Source organism: Lentilitoribacter sp. JB5-8 (assembly GCF_055693385.1).
In genome coordinates this window covers 997,996-1,012,391 of sequence record NZ_CM146332.1, presented here as the reverse complement: position 1 = coordinate 1,012,391, position 14,396 = coordinate 997,996, and the positions used below count along the sequence as shown (strand labels likewise).

13 protein-coding genes and 1 tRNA gene are annotated in these 14,396 nt (G+C 46.0%); 7 read left to right on the top strand and 7 right to left on the bottom strand.

The window, feature by feature from the left end; translation table 11 throughout:
• Positions 1-13 precede the first annotated feature (13 nt).
• The 5 genes from ACZ1GZ_RS04885 to ACZ1GZ_RS04865 all read left to right on the top strand — a co-directional run bounded on the left by ACZ1GZ_RS04885 (position 14) and on the right by ACZ1GZ_RS04865 (position 6,761).
• Positions 14-901 (top strand): short-chain fatty acyl-CoA regulator family protein, encoded by an 888-nt coding sequence (locus tag ACZ1GZ_RS04885; RefSeq protein WP_472667353.1) that lies wholly within the window; start codon positions 14-16, stop codon positions 899-901.
• Between the two features lie 103 nt (positions 902-1,004).
• Complete coding sequence (locus tag ACZ1GZ_RS04880) at positions 1,005-1,370, top strand: response regulator transcription factor (RefSeq protein ID WP_472667352.1); 366 nt, start codon at positions 1,005-1,007, stop codon at positions 1,368-1,370.
• The gene (locus ACZ1GZ_RS04875) at positions 1,370-1,657 is read left to right on the top strand and encodes a hypothetical protein (RefSeq protein ID WP_472667351.1); all 288 of its coding nucleotides are present in this window, start codon (positions 1,370-1,372) and stop codon (positions 1,655-1,657) included. The genes ACZ1GZ_RS04880 and ACZ1GZ_RS04875 overlap by 1 nt, the downstream gene beginning before the upstream one ends.
• On the top strand, positions 1,657-4,377 hold the full coding sequence (locus ACZ1GZ_RS04870; protein ID WP_472667350.1) for an ATP-binding protein: 2,721 nt from the start codon (positions 1,657-1,659) through the stop codon (positions 4,375-4,377). The genes ACZ1GZ_RS04875 and ACZ1GZ_RS04870 overlap by 1 nt, the downstream gene beginning before the upstream one ends.
• Positions 4,378-4,532: 155 nt before the next feature.
• A complete protein-coding gene (locus ACZ1GZ_RS04865; RefSeq protein WP_472667349.1) occupies positions 4,533-6,761 on the top strand; it encodes a DEAD/DEAH box helicase in 2,229 nt (742 codons plus the stop codon).
• A gap of 60 nt (positions 6,762-6,821) precedes the next feature.
• Here the strand turns inward: ACZ1GZ_RS04865 and acuI are convergent, their stop codons facing one another.
• Together acuI and ACZ1GZ_RS04855 are read right to left on the bottom strand one after the other, a co-directional pair.
• Positions 6,822-7,817, bottom strand: coding sequence for an acryloyl-CoA reductase (gene acuI / locus ACZ1GZ_RS04860; protein ID WP_472667348.1), 996 nt, complete (start codon positions 7,815-7,817; stop codon positions 6,822-6,824).
• 113 nt (positions 7,818-7,930) lie between these two features.
• Entirely contained in the window at positions 7,931-8,812 is an 882-nt protein-coding gene (locus ACZ1GZ_RS04855) for a LysR family transcriptional regulator (RefSeq protein ID WP_472667347.1), read from the bottom strand.
• An 86-nt stretch (positions 8,813-8,898) separates the two neighbouring features.
• Here ACZ1GZ_RS04855 and ACZ1GZ_RS04850 point away from each other — a divergent pair, with 86 nt between their 5' ends.
• Positions 8,899-9,180, top strand: coding sequence for a DUF1330 domain-containing protein (locus ACZ1GZ_RS04850; RefSeq protein WP_472667346.1), 282 nt, complete (start codon positions 8,899-8,901; stop codon positions 9,178-9,180).
• 35 nt (positions 9,181-9,215) lie between these two features.
• On the opposite strand, the gene glpK is transcribed toward ACZ1GZ_RS04850, so the two are convergent.
• From glpK to otnK, 3 genes are all read right to left on the bottom strand, one after another.
• Positions 9,216-10,715: a glycerol kinase GlpK gene (gene glpK / locus ACZ1GZ_RS04845; protein WP_472667345.1), complete on the bottom strand. Its 1,500-nt coding sequence runs from the start codon at positions 10,713-10,715 to the stop codon at positions 9,216-9,218.
• 92 nt (positions 10,716-10,807) lie between these two features.
• Positions 10,808-11,437: a nucleoside/nucleotide kinase family protein gene (locus tag ACZ1GZ_RS04840; protein ID WP_472667344.1), complete on the bottom strand. Its 630-nt coding sequence runs from the start codon at positions 11,435-11,437 to the stop codon at positions 10,808-10,810.
• Positions 11,438-11,482: 45 nt separating this feature from the next.
• The gene (otnK, locus tag ACZ1GZ_RS04835) at positions 11,483-12,721 is read right to left on the bottom strand and encodes a 3-oxo-tetronate kinase (protein WP_472667343.1); all 1,239 of its coding nucleotides are present in this window, start codon (positions 12,719-12,721) and stop codon (positions 11,483-11,485) included.
• Positions 12,722-12,864: 143 nt separating this feature from the next.
• On the opposite strand from otnK, the gene otnC reads away from it, so the two are divergent.
• Complete coding sequence (gene otnC / locus ACZ1GZ_RS04830; protein WP_472667342.1) at positions 12,865-13,512, top strand: 3-oxo-tetronate 4-phosphate decarboxylase; 648 nt, start codon at positions 12,865-12,867, stop codon at positions 13,510-13,512.
• A gap of 30 nt (positions 13,513-13,542) precedes the next feature.
• Here otnC and ACZ1GZ_RS04825 read toward each other — a convergent pair.
• Positions 13,543-13,618 (bottom strand) — tRNA-Ala (locus ACZ1GZ_RS04825).
• A 113-nt stretch (positions 13,619-13,731) separates the two neighbouring features.
• Positions 13,732-14,142, bottom strand: a complete 411-nt coding sequence (locus ACZ1GZ_RS04820; RefSeq protein ID WP_472667341.1) for a TIGR02300 family protein — start codon at positions 14,140-14,142, stop codon at positions 13,732-13,734.
• Positions 14,143-14,396 lie beyond the last annotated feature (254 nt).

Below are 14,396 nucleotides of genomic sequence, written 5' to 3'. Positions count from 1 at the left end.
CAATGTGACCGTTTTGCATTCCACATCAGATATTCTGGCAACGAGTGAAGAAATCCCAGCAGAACAGTTCAAAAGATTTATTCACAATATGAAAACCGAGAGTGAGCGGCTTTCCGATACAATTACAAACTTGCTGAGTTATTTCGATGAGACAACAAGTACGGAAACCCAATCGCCGATGCTTGCTCCTTCAAAACTCGATCAGTTTTGGGAAATGCATGATTATCACTTGCTGGAATTAGAAAAACCCGAGCTTAACCCCAAAGCGCAAATTAAAAAAATGATGGTGTCTTGGAACTTTCAAGAATCGGGTGAGCAACGGCAAGCGGAAATACTTGTCGAGCGTTATGCCAATGTCGCTGACCGTCTTCCAATAGACGCTTTTGTCAATGCAGCAGTTGATTACCTTTATAATCCAATTCTTCTTGCTCAAAAATTTGACTGCGAATTGCATGATGTCTTTTTCCGTTTTTCACATCTTCCATCTGAATATGGCGGACAGAACCTTCCGCAATTTGGCTTAATTGAATGCGATGGTTCAGGAGGTGTTTTATTTCGAAAACCTCTTAAAACACTATCCTTGCCTCATAAGAGTAGTGCCTGTCCGCTCTGGCCGCTTTACCGCGCTATCAGCCAGCCGATGCATCCAGTCCGGGCGATCATTGAAACTCCCACAGGTGAAAGTTTTTTAACCGTCTCGCAAGCTTCGTGGTCGGGCATTAATGACTATACAGTGCCACCAACAGTGAAGAGCGCTATGGTATTTACATCCGACTATCAGCGGTTTTTACCCACCCATGAAAGGCGTGCATTGCCAACCATAAAAGTGGGCATGAGTTGCGAGGTTTGCCCGAGAAAAAATTGCTCCGCTCGGCGCTCAGATTCTATTCTTGATAAATAGAAGGTACGAGCTTTAAACCTTCTCGATGTTTGTGCTTATTTTTCCGCACTTGCACGTGAACGAAATAAAGCTAGTATGGCGACATCATTTCTGGGAGGGAAAGATGACAAAAACAGTTCTCTTGATTGAGGACGAGCCTCACATCGTGGAGGCTCTTTCGTTCTTGTTAAAGCGGGAAAGTTGGCAAGTCGAAATTCATAATGACGGGATCGGAGCCGTAAATAAAGTATCTGAAATCACACCCGACTTGGTGATTTTAGATGTCATGCTTCCCAATATTGGCGGCATGGAAATTCTGCATGACATTCGCCAAAATCAGAAAACAGCTCAAACGCCAGTCCTCATGTTAACGGCAAAAGGGCAACAAAAAGATAGAAAAGCTGCAGAAGATGCCGGCGCTAGTTTGTTTATGACCAAACCATTTTCAAACCAGGAGATCGTCGCCAGCATTCGTGAATTGGTGAGTTGATGGCACAACCGGACGAGCATCACTCACCAACGCTTCCCACGCCTCGTCAAGACGAGGAGCGGCCTTCAATTACACAAAAACGTAAGGATCTTGCAGCATTGCTGCCGATCTTTGGCGTGTTGTTTTTTGCAACACCGGTGATATCGACAATCACCAATGACAATCCATCTGGAATTGGCGGAACAGCTTTTTACATTTTTAGTATTTGGGCATTGCTCATTCTCGCAGCTTGCATTCTTGCGCGTTTTTTAAGCGGATCAGAACCAGACCTGGATGAGGCTGATTAATGCTATCGTTTAATCTGCTACTAACGGTTTGTTTGATCTATGTCGCAGGATTATTCTGTGTTGCCTTTCTAGCGGAGAAGAATGCCAAACGTAAAAAACTTGGGTTCTTCTCTTCCCCGCTTACCTATACACTGTCAATTTCCGTATATTGTACAGCCTGGACTTATTATGGTGCTGTGGGATCGGCGGCGCGAAATGGTCTTGAGTTCATCACCATTTATCTCGGGCCGACACTTGTATTTATCGGCTGGTGGTGGTTGCTACGAAAGCTGGTTCGCATTGGCAATACGCAGCGCATTACCTCAATTGCTGACTTAATCTCCGCGCGTTACGGCAAAAGCACAACACTTGCGGTGATCATCACTGTCTTATCGGTGATCGGCTCAACACCTTATATTGCGCTGCAGCTCCAGTCTTTGACATTGAGTTTCTCTGTATTTTCCGACGGGTTTGCAGGGCAAGATCCCGCAACCACATCATCTCTAACCGCATTATGGGCGGCAGTTGGGCTTGCTGCATTTACGATCATATTTGGTACACGCAATCTGGATTCAAATGAGCGACATCATGGCGTTGTGTCTGCCATTGCGGTCGAAGCCATCGTTAAAATTCTCGCATTGATCGCTGTCGGATTATTTGTGGTTTGGGGTGTCGCTGACGGACCCACTGATATCATGTCACGCATTCAGCCACAGATCATGCAATCACAAGATATTTTCACCCCAAGATGGGTAACCCTCATATTCCTATCCGCAACCGCTGTCATCTGTTTGCCACGCATGTTCCAGGTGATCGTAGTTGAAAATTCCGATGAAAAACATCTCAGCATGGCCTCTTGGGCGTTTCCACTTTATCTATTTTTGATGAGCCTTTTTGTGCTACCAATCGCGATTGCTGGTCTTGATATTTTACCCGCTGGTGCGAACCCAGATCTTTTTGTCTTGACCATCCCGCTTACCCAAAATCAAGATGCCTTGGCGATGCTAGCCTTCTTGGGTGGATTTTCGTCAGCCACTTCAATGGTCATTGTTGCTGCGATCGCCTTATCAACCATGGTTTCCAACCATATCGTTTTACCACTTTGGCTTTGGTTGACATTGAGCCGCAGTCCAACAAGTGAAGATGTGAGAACTTTGCTTTTAAGAAGCCGTCGCATATCTATCGCTGTCATATTAGGGCTGGGCTTTTTATATTATCAATTTACTTCCGGCACTGGTGGCTTGGCGTCTATTGGCTTGATTGCGTTTTTGGGTGTTGCTCAAATACTGCCTGCTCTGATCGGGGGATTATTCTGGCAAAGTTCTACGCGTAAAGGTGCGATCTGGGGCATCACCGCAGGCTTTATCCTTTGGGCCTATACATCGTTCCTACCTAGTTTTGAGGGTAATTTCCTTCTCAGCCAATCAGCCATTACCAATGGCATATTTGGATTTGAGTTCTTAATCCCAAGCGCATTGTTTGGCGTGACCATCGAAGATCCACTTGTGCATGCAACTGTATGGTCGCTTGGCGTAAACACCATCGTATTTATTTTAATATCAATGTTCAGTTTGCCTCGTCCGATTGAGAAAGTACAAGCAAGCCAATTCATTCATATCTTTGATCAGGCAACAACCAGTACAACACTATCTCGCCAAACAACATCTGAAGAATTGCACATCTTATCCCAACGGATTTTAGGACATGAAACGACACAAAAACTATTTAACGAGGCCGCGAGACGACAGGGCAAACTCTCAGGTCAATTGCCTGACCCAACCAATGATTTTGTAATCGACTTAGAACGTGAATTTTCCGGCTCGGTCGGTGCAGCTACAGCACATGCTATGATTGGGCAGATTGCCAGTGGTGAAGCGATTTCAGTGGAAGACCTTATCAAAGTGGCCGATGAGACCGCGCAAATTATGGAATATTCAGCGCGGCTTGAAACGCAGTCAAAAGAGATCGAACAAACCGCTGAACAATTGCGTCAAGCCAATGCTAAGCTGCGCGAACTTGGCGAGCAGAAAGATGCATTTTTAAGTCAGGTAAGTCACGAGCTGCGCACGCCAATGACTTCTATCCGGGCGTTTGCCGAGATCTTGCGAGATGAAGATCATATGGGCAAAGACCAGATATCGCATTTCTCATCCATCATTCACGACGAGAGTATACGTCTGACGTATCTGCTTGATGAAATTCTTGATCTGAGCTTCCTTGAACACGGCAAGGTTCAGCTCAAACTATCATTCACCAAGTTCGATAAAATCCTAAAACGCGCCATGAACGCGACCCAAACTTTGCGCGAACAGTCGGGCGCTGAAATTGAGATACCGGATGATTTGAAACACCTTGTTATTGAGACGGATGCGGACCGATTATCCCAGGTTCTGATCAATTTGATATCCAATGCCATAAAACATAGCGATGCTGAAAAACCGATTATCCGTTTTAATCTTGAACATTTTGAACACACAATACAAATTGAAATGACAGATAATGGCAAAGGTATTTCAGCCGAAAATGCCGAGATTATTTTCCAAAAATTTGCTAAACTTTCATCAGAACAGGGCGCTGGCAGTGCTGGTCTTGGCCTGCCCATCAGTCGTGAAATTGTACGCAATCTGGGTGGTAAACTACTCTATGTCGGCAACAATCCGGGCGCTGTGTTCAACATTATTTTACCCCATAGCATTTCGCCATTACTCGACCCTGCCGCATCAATTGAACCTGCTGATTAACCTAAAGCGCAATCATTTGACCTGATAAGGCTATACATTTGTGCAATTGCCATGTACTAGCTGGGCAAAGTTTATGAAAATCGCGCAATTCGCGATGGCTCGTTTGTCTAAGAATTATTCTTTACATCCGTAGTCTAATTCCAAAAAGGCATTTTATGTTGAAATTTGATGGCGCTCATCCAGCGCTCAGCCACGCTTTAGAAAAACGTGGCTATGAAACACTTACTCCAGTGCAAGAAGAAGTTCTCAATACCGAGCTGTTGGGACGCGATCTGCTTGTTTCTGCACAAACAGGTTCGGGTAAAACCGTTGCTTTTGGCCTTGCATTTGCACCTGATTTGTTGGGAGATGCAGAACGTTTTGATCATTCTGGCGCCCCTCTTGCGTTGATCGTTGCGCCAACACGCGAATTAGCGTTGCAGGTCCAGCGTGAACTCCAATGGCTTTATGGCTCAACCAAAGCTGTCATCACATCATGCGTGGGCGGCATGGATATGCGTAAAGAACGTCGTACTTTGGCACAAGGCGCGCATATTGTCGTTGGCACACCCGGTCGCTTACGTGATCACATTGATCGCGGATCATTACAACTTGGCGACATTAAAACAGTAGTTCTTGATGAAGCAGATGAAATGCTTGATCTGGGTTTCCGCGACGACCTTGAATATATCTTAGAAACGACACCTGAAGACCGCAGAACATTGATGTTCTCGGCGACAGTGCCGCGTTCGATCACCAATCTTGCCAAACGCTACCAGAATGATGCGTTGCGTATTTCTACAGCGTCTGAAGAAAAGCAACATGTTGATATCGAATATCGTGCTTTGATGGTGAACCATCGTGATGTTGAGAATGGCATCATTAATGTGTTGCGTTATTATGATGCGAAAAACACTATCGTGTTTTGTGCGACACGTGCTGCTGTTGCGCGCATGACATCGCGGTTTTCAAATCGTGGATTTTCTGTCGTGGCGCTATCTGGTGAATTGAGCCAGGAACAACGAAGCCACGCTTTGCAGGCAATGCGAGACGGACGCGCAAAGATTTGTATCGCAACAGATGTTGCAGCGCGCGGGATTGATCTGCCAGAGCTTGAATTGGTTATCCATGCAGATCTTCCTACAAACAAGGAAACTCTTCTTCACCGTTCCGGTCGAACAGGTCGTGCTGGGCGCAAAGGTGTGAGTGCTTTAATGGTGCCCGCAAATCTTCGTGGCCGTGCTGAGCGTTTGCTGCGCTGGGCAAATGTTGATGCAACATGGGCAAATCCTCCATCTGCGGATGATATTTTAGCGCGTGATGATGAGCGTATTTTAGCTGATCCACTTTTAAGTGATCCGATCGAAGAAACTGAAACCGCCTTTATCGAACAATTGCTTTCAACACATTCTGCTGAGCAGATTGCAGCCGCATTTGTGCGCGGACATCGGAATGCAAAATCAGCACCTGAAGAGCTGATGGAAATTTCCGTCAAACCTGCTCGCAACCAAAAAGGTCAGGGCCGCGGTGCCGATCGTGATTTTGATGCACCACCTCGCGGACCGCGCCAAACGGCTGAATTTGAGAACGGCAAATGGATTTCTTTATCAATTGGTCGCAATCAGAAAGCGGAGCCACGTTGGTTGCTACCGATGCTGTGCAAATCAAGCGGTTTAACCAAACGTAATATCGGTTCGATTAAGATCCGCAATGAAGAAACATATGTTGAAATTGCAAATGATAGTTTCGACGGATTTTTAACGTCCATCGGACCAAATCAAACTCTGGAAAAAAGCATTCGCGTTACACAAATTGACGGTGTGCCTGATTTCGATCACGAGCAACCGCCACGGGATCGAGGAAGAGGCAAACGCGACAGAGATCGCGGTGGTGATAATAGAGGTAGAGATCGTGGCGAGAGATCATCACGTGACGGCGAGAAAAAGTGGGATAAACCCAAGTTCTCAAGCGAAGAACGTCGTGAACGCCGCGAGCGCTCAGGTCAGGAAGAAGGTGGCCGTCGTCCACGCAGGGAAACCGGTAGAGATGTTCCACCAAAACGCCGTAAGGATGAAAACCGCCGAAATCGCGACAAAGCATTAGAAGAACTTGAACGTGGCTCTGGCAAGTCAGGTAATTCAAGTGGCGAACGAGATCGCAAACCTAAACGCGACCGTGGACCCAAAGAGCAGTTCGCAAATGACAGCCATTTTGTAAATGATAGTGGTGAGGCGCCTGAGCAAAAACGTTCAAAACGTCGCGATGAAGCACAATCTGATAAAAAGCCTAAAAAAGCGAAAAAGAACCGCACGGTAAAGTTTACTGGCCTTAAGAAAAAAGAAGGCCGCGGTAAAGAAGCATCTTCCGGGGGCATGTCGGGTCGAAAACGACCTCGCAGCGAATAAAATTAGAAACAAAAAGCCCGATCAAACTGACCGGGCTTTTTTTACGGCTAAAAATTGCCTCTATTCAGCGTTGACATCGACAACAACGCGGCCTTTAACTTGGCCTTTTAGGATGTCTTTTCCAAGCTTGGGAAGATCGCCCAATTTTGCTGGAACAATCATATCTTCAAGCTTATCAAGCGGCAGATCTGTCGCAACGCGCTTCCATGCTTCAACGCGATTTTCATAGGGCTGCATGACGCTATCAATGCCCAGGATATTAACACCGCGCAGCAAGAACGGGATCACAGTAGCCGGCAATGCCGCACCACCCGCCAGCCCAACTGCTGCAACCGATGCTCCATATTGCATCTGCCCTAAAACGCGGGCCATCATGTCGCCCCCCACAGCATCGATACAGCCTGCCCAGGTTTCTTTTTCCAATGGACGTTTGGTGGTTTCGTTGATCTCTTCACGCGGAACAATTTGCGTAGCGCCTAAAGATTTTAGGTAATCTGACGTTTCAGGACGTCCAGTTACACCAGCAACTTCATAACCAAGATGAGATAAAATTGCCGTTGCAACAGAACCAACGCCGCCCGCTGCACCTGTTACGAGCACAGGACCTGCGCCCTTTTTCATGCCTTGATTTTCAAGCGCCATGACCGCCAACATCGCAGTGAACCCTGCCGTTCCTACAGCCATTGCTTGGCGCGTTGTTAAACCATCGGGAAGCGGCACAAGCCAATCTGCATTCACACGCGCTTTCTGCGAATATCCACCCCAATACGCTTCGCCCACGCGCCAGCCAGTCAAAACAACTTTATCGCCGGGTTTATAGCGATCATCATCTGATGCTTCCACAGTTCCTGCAAAATCGATACCAGGCACATGCGGGTAGTTTCGAACCAAACCACCACCGGGACCAATACATAAACCATCTTTATAATTGACCGTTGAATATTCAACGGCAATTGTCACGTTACCTTCTGGTAGATCGCTCTCATTAATCGATTTTACGGACGCCGATGTTTTTCCTTCATCGTCTTTTTCTACGATGACCGCGTTAAAGCTCATGTCTCACTCCCAAATATTTTCTTGCACTGCACTATGTCATTGAATACGCAAATTGCAATCAAGAATTTTCCGCCGAGAAATTCATCCCTTGTGAAAAACGAAACATAGATCTTTTATGCGGTGAATTCTGCGCGCTTGGATTTGAAAAACGGAATGAGGATATCTTTAAAGTCTCGCACTTTGGGTGCATCTTTCATATCCGCGTGGCTCAAACTCCAAATATCAACATAAGGCTGTGGTTCGATTAATTTTACTTGCCGAAGCCCATGTGTGTGCCGTCCTAAAAATAAGGGCAGCCTGACGATCCCCAACCCTGCTTGCGCTGCGCCGATAACCGCTGACATATCGTCAAATATGTAGCGCGGATTAGGCACTGATCGCGATTGCAGCGCTTTTTCTGGTACATTGTCCCAATGTTCAAACCAAATCCAATTCAACGGTAAATCTGGATCATTCTCGATATTGGTTGCGATTTCATCCGTTGCAAAAATAGACGTGCGTTGCTCGGTCAGTCTTTGCCCAACGAGGTTTTCATCTGGCTTATTGGTAATTCGGATCGCTAGATCAGCTTCTCGCTGATTGAGATTTAACAGCTCGTTTGTGGCTTTGATTTTCACTTCCACATTTGGATGCTTCTGACTGAATTCTTTCAAAACAGGAGAGATGTAATATGCGACCAAAAGCTGCGGAGACGTAATGGTGAGCGGTCCGGACAATTCTCCTTCTAAAGAGGATGCATAACGCAGAAAGTTGTTGGAAGCATCTTCCATTTTTTCTGCTTGTTCAGCGATTTTATAAGCAAGTTCTGTAGCAGTGTAACCGCTTGGCAATTTCTCAAATAGCTCTTGGTTGAGCGCAGTTTCAGCGCGTGCAATGCGCCGTGAAATCGTGGTGTAGTTACACCCCAACTTTCTCGCGGCACCGCCGAGAGATTTCTCTCTGACGAGATGAAGAACGGCGCGATAGTCTTCCCAGTTTAGATCCATAACATGCATTATTGCATATTATATCGGCAGTTTTACGTGTTTTTGCATGTGTATTTGAATGCTAATGAATTGCACAAATCTACAAGGAGACCAAAATGATTTACGCCTATGTACACCTTAATATCGACAACCCAGACAGTCTTGCGAAATATCGCGAGGTTGCCGGGCAAGCGCTTGCCAAACATGAGGGCGCACTTGTGTCGGCCAGCAAAGATGTGGCACTGCTCGAAGGCTCAATTGAGACACCACAAATGGCAGCGCTTCTGAGCTTTCCGAACAAGGAAAAAGCGTTAGCCTGGATTAATGATGAAGAGCTAAAAGATGTGCACGCGCTTCGCCGTAATTCTGGGCAAAGCACGATACATTTAATGGCTTAATTAAGAGCGCTACAGCAGCGATCCTGTGAAGGCACCTAGTTGCCTTCACGTGCGATCAAGCATGATACAGCTGATTTCCAACTGCTATATTTTTGCTCGCGCAGATCATTTGGCATTTTAGTTTCAAAGCGCTGCTGTAACTTCCAGGAATTTGCAAATTCATCCATATCCGGCCATGTGCCGCTGCGCATTCCTGCAAGCCATGCAGCACCCAAGGCTGTGGTTTCTAGAACCGTTGGGCGATCAATCGGCGCGTTCAAAATGTCGGATAGGAACTGCATTGTCCAATCACTCGCAACCATGCCGCCATCAACGCGCAAGGTCACATCATCAAGCGCTTTGCCCCAATCGTCCTGCATGGCTTCGATAAGATCGCGTGTTTGATAACAAGCAGCTTCTAGAGCAGCTTTTGCAATCTCATTTGGCCCTGTGTTGCGCGTAAGTCCGAACATTGCGCCACGCACATCAGCCTGCCAATATGGCGCACCAAGTCCGGCGAATGCCGGCACCAATATCACATCTTGACCTTCATCAGCTTCAGCTGCAAATGCACCTGTTTGCGCCGCATTGTCGATGATCTTAATCCCATCGCGCAACCATTGTACCGCAGCACCTGCGATAAAGATTGATCCTTCAAGCGCATATGTCGTTTTACCATTGAGCTGATAAGCAACTGTTGTGAGCATGCGATTTTTGGATGGTACAGCAACTTCGCCCGTATTGAGCATCATGAAACAGCCTGTGCCATATGTTGATTTAACCATGCCGGGCTTAAAGCAGGCCTGACCGAGTGTTGCTGCATGTTGGTCGCCTGCAATGCCAAGCACTGGAATGCTTGCACCAAGTAGAGATGGATCTGTCATACCAAAATCAGCTGCAGTATCTTCCACTTCCGGCAACATTGCTTTCGGCACGTCGAAGATTTTTAAAAGCTCGTCATCCCACGCGCCATCGTGAATATTGTAGAGCAAAGTTCGGCAAGCATTTGTGGCATCGGTTTTATGCGAAGCGCCGCCCGTAAGATGCCAAAGCAAATATGTATCAACGGTTCCGAAAATTAATTCGCCTTTTTCAGCACGGGCGCGAGCACCTTCAACATTATCTAGGATCCAACGGATCTTGCTGCCAGAAAAATATGGATCAAGCAACAAGCCAGTTTTTGCAGTAACAGTTTCTTCCAGACCGTCAGCTTTAAGATTTGCGCAAAATTCAGATGTCCGACGATCTTGCCAGACAATAGCTTTATGGACAGGTTCTCCTGTTGTTTTATCCCAAATGACAACTGTCTCGCGCTGATTGGTAATCCCGATACCGGCAATTGAACCAGCGTCGATCCCAGCTTTGGCAATCGCGTTTTTTGATGTGGTCAGAACAGTTTGCCAGATCTCTTCCGGCTCGTGCTCCACCAATCCAGATGATGGAAAATGTTGAGTAAATTCCATTTGATCTGACGAAACGACATTATAGTTCTCATCAAAGATTAATGACCTTGTGGATGTGGTTCCCTGGTCAATGGATAGAATAAAACTCGACATGCTCGCTCCCTAGAAAAATTTTGCCACAGAATTATCACTACTAATTCTTTAGAACAAGAACCAATTGGCAATAATTTGCGCCATATCTTGTTCTAATTTTTCATTTCAAAAGTAATGTCAGGCAAAGATGAATTTGCGCGGATAAATTCGCCATTTGGCAGGTCAACTTCTTCAAGTTTTCGCATAATCCCCGCTTCGTCCAATCCATGATCAATCCAACGCTGACGCAATCTCTGTTCTAGTATTGGCACGGGAACGCTGACAAAAACAGATAAGTCAAAATAGGGTTTTAATTCCGACCAAGGTTTCTGATCGACGAGCACATAATTGCCCTCAACAATGATATATTCAACATCTTTGGAGATCGGGTTTGCACCGGCTCGTGCAATTTCAATCGAACGGTCAAATACGGGTGTTACCACCTCATCCTCATCTCTTGCCGCAAGCCGTTTAAGAGTGTGGGAAAATCCCAATACATCGAAGGTATGCGGCGCGCCCTTTAAGCTATGAATACCGCGCGCTTTGAGCAAAACATCGTCATAATGATACCCATCCATTGGCAAAATTTTCGCGCAATTGGGTTTAATCTCATTCATCTTATCGCAGATTGCTTCTGCGATGGTGGATTTTCCAGATGCAGGTGCACCTGCAACTGCAATGATCTTTCGTTGCGAAGCGGGTAGTTCTTTTATCACCTTGATAAGTTCATCAAGGTCAGACATCGTTTTGTGCAAATTCGTCTCTTTCAAATAATCAGTTTTGACAACCTAATTCGAAAGGACATTAGCAGCTTTTTCAAAAAAGTCAGGTGCACCAAAATTTCCTGATTTTAACGCCAAAACCAAATCCTGACCCGAAACTTTAATCGCTGGCACACCCGGATCAATCATTGGGCCAATTTCAAGTGCATCAGCGCTTAATGCCTCAACAACCGCGCCTGATGTTTCACCGCCTGCAGAAATGATTGTACCAAAACCAAATTGCGATGCCTGACTGGCGATCTCACTAAACAAACCCTCAAATACAGATGCAGCTTTTTCCAAACCGTATTTATTTTGCACTGCTTTGACCTGTTCAGGATCATCTGAGGAATAAATGAGCGGCAATGATGTTTGTTCTTTCGCCCAACTGAGAGCTTTTTCAGCATCCATATTACCCGCAATCACTTCGTCAGCATCGAGCTTTAAAAGCGCACCGCCTTTGTCACCATGGGTTTTAATTTGCCCTCGGGTTGCAATCGAACAAGACCCAGACAGGCATAAAACCCTAGCGGAGTTTTTTACCCAATCGGCTTTATTGGCTGATGTTTTGGCGAAATTTGCAGGAATACCAAGCGCAATACCAGACCCACCTGTTATCAATGGGAAGTCGCATGCAGCTTTGGCAATATCATAAAGATTATCTTCGCTTACAGCATCGCAAACCACAAGCTGCCTGCCTTCATTGGCTTCCTGCATGAGGCGCGATTTTGCCTGGCCGTCAAGAATATCAGCAAGCGGCAAATGGCCAACCTTGCGAGTTGTTTGAGGCGCAAGCACTCGGCGAATATCAGGGTCAGTCATTGGTGTGAGCGGATGATTTTGCATGCCTGATTCTGAAAGCAATGTATCATTTACGAATAAATGTCCTTGATAAATCGAGCGTCCCGCACCTGGGAATACAGGACACACGACAACCGGTTTATCAGTGCCAATCTCATCAACCAGCGCATCAATCACTTGCCCGATATTTCCCTCAGCCGTGCTGTCAAACGTTGAGCAATATTTGAACATAAACTGTTGGCAACCTTGCGCTTTTAACCAGTGATAAGCCTCAAGCGATTTTTCGATTGCTTCTTTAACCGGAACACATCGCGTTTTTAGCGCCACAATGCCCGCGTCAATATCTTTATCAGCTGGGACATTTGGAGTACCAACATATTGCACCGTGCGCATACCGCCGTCAGCCAGCATCAAACCAAGATCGGAAGAACCAGTAAAATCATCTCCAATTGCGCCAAACAGCATATCGCATCTCCAAAATTTTTATTTCGCTATATGTAATCAGATCATTCAATATAAGAAAAATTCATTAATGTATACATTAATTCTTGATTGCATAGTAATAGCGACTTATGCAAGTGATAGGTTTACAACAACAGGTGGGCGGTATGAGTGAGAACAAACTTCGCGAGCAAATATGTGAATTAGCAAAGTCGATGTTTGATCGCGGCCTAACGGGCGGCAGCACAGGAAATATTTCTGCACGCACGGAAGATGGCGGATTGTTGGTATCTCCAACTGGCACCAGTTTTGGCCGGCTGGATCCTGGTCGCCTCAGCCGGTTTAATTCAAAAGGTCGGCTGGTATCTGGAGATCAACCAACCAAAGAAATGCCGCTTCATAGTGCCTTTTACGACACGCGAAGTCAGGCAGGTGCTGTTGTCCACTTGCATTCTTGCCACTCAGTTGCCTGGTCACTTATGCCAGATGCAGATGAAGACAATTTTCTTCCGCCGCTAACACCTTACGCAATTATGAAACTTGGCAAAGTGAAACTACTTCCTTTTTACCGTCCAGGTGATCCGCAGATGGGTGAAGCAGTGCGCGGACTTGCAGGGAAAAGAACGGCCGTGATGTTGGCAAATCATGGCCCAGTAGTTGCTGGTAAAGATGTTGAAGCTGCATGCAATGCGATTGAAGAATTGGAAGATACAGCGCGGCTGGCGATTATGATGCGCGGCTATAATCCAAAAATGCTAAGCGAAGAGCAAGTCAAAGATCTTGTCACACGTTTTGACGTTGAATGGGACGACTAGTTTAATTTACATGCGATGAAAGAGAGAATTTGGTGGAGCATAGCGGGATCGAACCGCTGACCTCTTCGCTGCCAGCGAAGCGCTCTCCCAGCTGAGCTAATGCCCCATCATGCCAGTCTGGTAACCCTGGCGGGAAGCTACCGGGTCGAACCCGATAGCGATTTTTTACTAATGCCGCTTGATGCGAAGATCAAGCGAAAAACTTCTGCTTTTGCAGATTTAGCTGTCGTCACCTTCATCAGAAACAACAACGATGTCTGACAAGTCGTCATTTTCATCATCATCAGTTTCCAAGAATGTGTCATCAGATGGTGCGCCGATGTCATCATCGTCGTCGTCCAAGTCTGGAATATCCTTCACGCCAGCTGTTTCATCGTCAGCATCTTCAAGGCTTACGATTTCCACATCACCATCTTCATCCAATTCAGGTGTTGTAGGTTCAACAGCAGCTTCAGCTGTTTCTTCTTCTTTTTTCACTTCTTCAACCGGCTCATCTTCTGGTTTTTCGAAGAATGTCAGTGGATATGACTGACCCGTATATGGTGAGATGATTGGATCACGATTTAGATCATAGAATTTGCGTTCTGTTTCTGGGCAAACACGCTTTGTTCCAAGTTCAGCTTTAGCCAAGGTTATAGCCTCTTTCTTGATATGGCTGTGTAAACTCTAAAGTTACAGCCCGGACATAAATGATAGATTGCGAACCCTTAAACATCTTAGGCCGCCATTGTCAAAGAATAAGTGTCATATTTCTGCGCTTCAAGAAAAAAGCTGCATTTTTCTAAGCCCAATTGATGACATTTTACACAAACCGTGCTACCAGCCTGTGGCGAACTGACGGATGAAGCGCTCAAAAAGGAATAGATCAAAAGCGACTAATCATC